At 58.7% G+C, this 4587-nt stretch carries 4 protein-coding genes and 1 pseudogene; 2 read left to right on the plus strand and 3 right to left on the minus strand.

Going from position 1 to position 4587, the window contains the following annotated elements; translation table 11 throughout:
* Positions 1-494 (plus strand): annotated as a pseudogene (locus BRA62_RS10600) (phenylacetate--CoA ligase family protein); the annotation flags it as partial.
* Positions 495-498: 4 nt separating this feature from the next.
* Here the strand turns inward: BRA62_RS10600 and BRA62_RS10605 are convergent.
* The 3 genes from BRA62_RS10605 to BRA62_RS10615 all read right to left on the minus strand — a co-directional run bounded on the left by BRA62_RS10605 (position 499) and on the right by BRA62_RS10615 (position 3955).
* Entirely contained in the window at positions 499-1326 is an 828-nt protein-coding gene (locus tag BRA62_RS10605) for a GNAT family N-acetyltransferase (protein WP_292366539.1), read from the minus strand.
* Positions 1327-1687: 361 nt separating this feature from the next.
* Positions 1688-2716, minus strand: a complete 1029-nt coding sequence (locus BRA62_RS10610; RefSeq protein WP_292366540.1) for a GNAT family N-acetyltransferase — start codon at positions 2714-2716, stop codon at positions 1688-1690.
* A gap of 222 nt (positions 2717-2938) precedes the next feature.
* A complete protein-coding gene (locus BRA62_RS10615; protein ID WP_292366541.1) occupies positions 2939-3955 on the minus strand; it encodes a GNAT family N-acetyltransferase in 1017 nt (338 codons plus the stop codon).
* A 182-nt stretch (positions 3956-4137) separates the two neighbouring features.
* On the opposite strand from BRA62_RS10615, the gene BRA62_RS10620 reads away from it, so the two are divergent.
* Positions 4138-4329 carry a hypothetical protein gene (locus BRA62_RS10620; RefSeq protein ID WP_292366542.1) on the plus strand — a complete coding sequence of 64 codons (192 nt, stop codon included), beginning with the start codon at positions 4138-4140 and terminating at the stop codon, positions 4327-4329.
* Positions 4330-4587: the final 258 nt, after the last annotated feature.

Raw genomic sequence — 4587 nt, forward strand, 5'->3', positions numbered from 1 at the left:
TGATCGGGCGAGACGGCCGGCCTGTCGAGGGGCCGGGCGCGATGGGGGAAGTGGTCGCGACGAGCCTCACCAACTACGTCTGCCCCCTCATCCGCTACCGGACCATGGACATTGCGGTCGCCACCGAGAAGCGGTGCTCATGCGGGAGGCAGTACCCCCTGCTCGAGAAGGTGGAGGGAAGGCTTCAGGAGTTCATCGTAACCCGGAACGGGCACCTGATCTCCGTCACTCCAATCAACTACGAATCGGAAGCGTTCGAGAACATCAGGCAGTTTCAGATGTACCAGGAAGAGAAGGGCGAACTTATCATGAAGGTCGTCAGAAAGCCGGCCTACACCGAGGAGGACACCCGGCAGCTGACCAGGGAGCTCCGGTGGCAGCTCGGCGACGAGGTGAACGTCCATGTCCGCTTCGTCGACGAGATCCCCCGCACCGAAGGCGGCAAGTTCCGGTACCTCATCCAGAAACTCCCGATCTCCGTTGGGGACCTCTGAGGGATCAGTCGATGTAGGAGACGACCCTGCGTTTCAGCCAGGGTTTATTGATGACGGTGCTGTAGGCCCATTCCGCCAGGGTCCCGACCATATCCTTCCGAAAGACCTCCATATACATGCCGAGACCCGAACAGAACCTGGATTTGAAGAAGTTCAGGTCCGGCGTATTCGCCCCGATGTTCTCCAGGTACGAGTGTCCTTCGGCCTTTGCACGCTGGACCAGGAGCCACTGGAGGTGTTCGTTCCCGGCATGAGCACTCTCGATCCGCGGCGTTCCCATCCAGAGCAGGAAGCGCTTGTACTCCTGGGTGGCGACAGCCCCCGTGAGCGCACCCTCCCGGTCGTAAAGGTAGTAAGCCGCCAGATGGTCCGGGTACGCACGGAAGAGGTCCTCGACGTAGCGCCTGCTGATCATCGGGATGTTCATCTCAGGCTGGCTGAACCGTTCGGCAATCGACGCATACAGCGTCGAGATATCGGTGCTCCGCACGAGATCCATACCTGCCTTCTCGGCCTTCCTGATTTTGTTGCGGAGTTTGTAATGGAAGTCGCCCCAGATCGCCTCGACCGGCCGCGTAAGATCGATCACGTACGTGTAGTGGACCTTCGGAGCATACCCCCTCCAGAGGAACTGCCTGATATCCGTGAGGCCGGGAACAAGGGTCAGGGAGAAGTAGTGCGGCGAAATCGCGTCGATCTCCGCGGAAAGGTCACCCGCAACGAGATCCATGATCACCTCCTTCTTGCCCAGTTTCAACCCGTCAAACTCCTTTGAAAGGACGAAACCCTGGTAGGGGACGACCGCCTGCATGGGCGGCGGCGAGAAGAGCATCTTTACCCCATGCGCGCTCTTGAAGAAGAGCGGAGCGAGGCAGACGAGTTCCTCCCCCTTGTAGACTCCGTAGGGAAGGAGCCGATACCCCGCGTGCTCTCCGGTGATCGTTATGTAGTCTCACCTGTGGAAAAGCAGCCCGTACGGACTCGCATCAACGAACGAGTCCCATAATTCCCTGTCTTTGACGAGTTCGAGCACCATAGAGCCTGACTTCCGGCGATCGGTCATGCCAGACCGCGCCCGCTACAGGATACCTCAAAGGGTATATTTATACCTTTCCCGGAAGATCCCGGTAGCGGGGGCCTGCACGGTTTTTAGCGGATCCGGGAGCAGCCCGGGTCCAGAGGGACACTCCAGCTCACCGGATATAGGGGACCATCCTCTTCTTGATCAGGGGCCTGTTGACGATGTTGCTGTACGCCCACTCCGCGACCCTGCCCACGCCGTCTTTCCTGCTCACCTCAAAAAAGATCGAGAGATCCGGGTTGTACTTCGCCTTATGCATATTCAGGTTAGGGTTGTTCGCCCCGGTATTCTCGAACTCCAGGAAGCCCTTCTTTTTAGCGTCCCGGAGCAGGCACCACTGGAGGTACTCGTTCGCCGACGTGCCGTCGATCCTCGGCCCGCCGACCCAGAGGATGTAGCGCCTGTATTCCAGGGTCGTGCCGACCCCTTTGAGGTCCCCGTCCCGGTCGTAGAGGTGGTAGACGTGAGCGTGATCCGGATACGCACGGAAGATATCCTCGAAGTAGTCCCGGGTGATCATCGGAATGTTCATCTCCGGCTGGCTGAACCGCTGGCGTACCGTCTCGTAGAACAGGGTGAGGTCGTTTCCCTCCTCCAGGTGGTAGCCGTCCTTTTCAAACCGCCGGAGACCTGTCCGCAGTTTCGCATTCAGGTTCCCCCAGAGGGTTTCGAGAGGCGGCGCGAGGTCGATCGCATACGAATAGTTGATCCGGGTCAGGTAACCGTCCCAGATGAACGGGCGAATATCGTGAAAGCCCGGGGCGAAGGTCATCGAGAGGTAGTTCGGCGCGAGATCCCGGGCCGCCTCTGAAAGTCCGTCGGCCACTAACTGGAGCATCGACTCTTTTTTGCTCTGCTTTGCCGTTGCGTAGTCCCTGCCCATAACCACCCCGAGGTACGGTATGACCGCCTGCATGGGCGGCGGCGAGAGCACGACCGAGATCCCGTTTGCCTGCCTGTAGAAGAGGGGGCAGACAGCGACGAGTTCTTCGCCCTTATAAATGCCGTAGGGGAGAAAGGCATACCCCGTATGCCGCTGTGTGATCGTTAAGAAGTCCCACTTATGAAAGAGGAGACCCGACAGCCCGGCATCGATGAACGCGTCCCAGATCTTTTTGTCGGTGACGATCTCAACTGCCAAACTGTTGTTCCTCCGCCCTGCCGGAACGCTCCGGCCGGCCTTTATCTCCTGCAGTCTCACATATATAGTTAACGATTACCTTAACCATGGCAGGGGACGGAGAGCCCCGGGCGCCGGAGAAACCCGGTGCCCCTCCCGGCCTTCCCCATCGTCGGGAGTCCGGAGCCGTGAATCCCGGGACTACATGCATCGACCGGTGCCTGATGAGGGCGGAAGCAAGGCCTAGGCCCTATAGGCTGCCGTCATCAGTTTCTTGAAAAAGGTGAGGTATGCCCACTCGGAGACCGCCCCGAGGGTATCTTTCTTCTCGATCTCGAAGTACATCGTGAGTTCCGGGTTGAACCTCGACTTGAAGAAGACCAGGTCCGGGTTGTTCGCACCCATGTTCTCAAAGGTCCGGTAGCCTTCGGCCTGCGCACGCTCTATCAGGAGCCACTGGAGGTACTCGTTCCCGGCATGGGCGGTCTCGACCTTCGGCGTCCCCATCCAGAGCAGGAACCGCTTGTATTCATGAGCCGCCACCACGGCCGCGATCTCGTCCTGTGCATCGTAGAGACTGTAGATCCCGATCCTGTCCGGGTAGGCACGCACGAGGTCTTCGAGGTAGTCCCGCCTGATCGGCGGGATGTCGAGCGACGGGTCCCGGTAACGATCGGCGATGAGACGGTGGAGCGTGGAGACATCCCCGCTCCTCTCCAGCCGGAGACCGGCTTTCGCCTCCTTCTTCAGTTTGTTCCGAAGCTTGTAATGGAGGTTGTTCCAGATCTCTTCAAGCGGCCGCTCGAGGTTGATGGTGTAGGTATACCGGACCCGTGCGTCGCACCTGTCCCAGAGGTAGTGGCGTATGTCGTTGAACTCCGGGACGAAAGCAATCGAGAGGTAGTTCGGCGAGAGGTTCAGGATCTCCTGGCGGATCTCCCCTGCAATCATCCCGAGGAGCGACTCTTTCTTGCTCTGTTTAAACTCCCCGAACTTCCTGCTCATCACGCACCCGAGGTGGGGTATCACCGTGAGCGGGGGAGGGGAGAATACAGCATTAATGCCGTGTATCCGCCTGCAAAAGAGCGGGAATACGCATATCGGCTCTTCTCCGTTATAGACCGCATACAAAAGGAGCGTGCTCTCCGTATGCTTTGCCGTCAGGTGCAGGTAGTCCCACTTGTGAAAGAGGAGCCCCGAAGGGCTGTCGTCAATGAAATTGTCCCAGGTATCTCTGTCGTCAACGCTTTTCACGGTCATTACTTCCGCCACCCCGGCCCTGTCACGCTGCCTGCTGCTTAACGACCTCTAATCACCTCACGGGTCCATATATATCTTTCTCAGGGTCCGCCGGATCCCACAGCGGATGATCGAGGGACCCGGGGTCGCGGGTGCCTGACCTGACAGGAACCATTATATACGGCAACACGTGAGGTAGGGGCATGGTCGCACTCCGCCTCCTTGCCATGGACGACGTCTCGTTTCGCTCGTGGGAGGGCAACGGATCGGATGCGTACGGTGACATCTGGGTGATCATCTCGGAGAAAAACCTCTTTCCCGAGTTCCTGAAACACTTTTCCCGTGCATCCGGCAGAGATCTGGTTTCCATCCCGTACTCCGAGAACTTCTTTTAAACCCACACATGTCCGGGGACGCCTGCCGCCACCACCGTGCTGCCGGTGTCATTCTCCCCACCGGGAGCACAACGTTTAATGCGGAGTATCGATATCAGCAGTGTCGATGGGTGTGCGGATGAATCATCGGGGATTGAAAGCTCTCCGGCTCGAAGATTCTGTGACGGCAAGGGCACTTCGCATCCTCCCCGCATACTCTGTGTATAGAAAAACTTACACCCTCCTCAAGCGGTCCGGGGGATGGAGCCCTGAGGAACT

It is taken from the genome of Methanoculleus sp. UBA208, from assembly GCF_002498065.1.
Taxonomy (GTDB): Archaea; Halobacteriota; Methanomicrobia; order Methanomicrobiales; family Methanoculleaceae; genus Methanoculleus.

Bases quoted from the DNA above. Each gene is read 5' to 3' on its own strand.
- BRA62_RS10620 (WP_292366542.1), top strand. From the start codon at position 4,138: ATGGTCGCACTCCGCCTCCTTGCCATGGACGACGTCTCGTTTCGCTCG.
- BRA62_RS10615 (WP_292366541.1), bottom strand. From the start codon at position 3,955: ATGACCGTGAAAAGCGTTGACGACAGAGATACCTGGGACAATTTCATT.
- BRA62_RS10605 (WP_292366539.1), bottom strand. From the start codon at position 1,326: ATGCTCTTCTCGCCGCCGCCCATGCAGGCGGTCGTCCCCTACCAGGGT.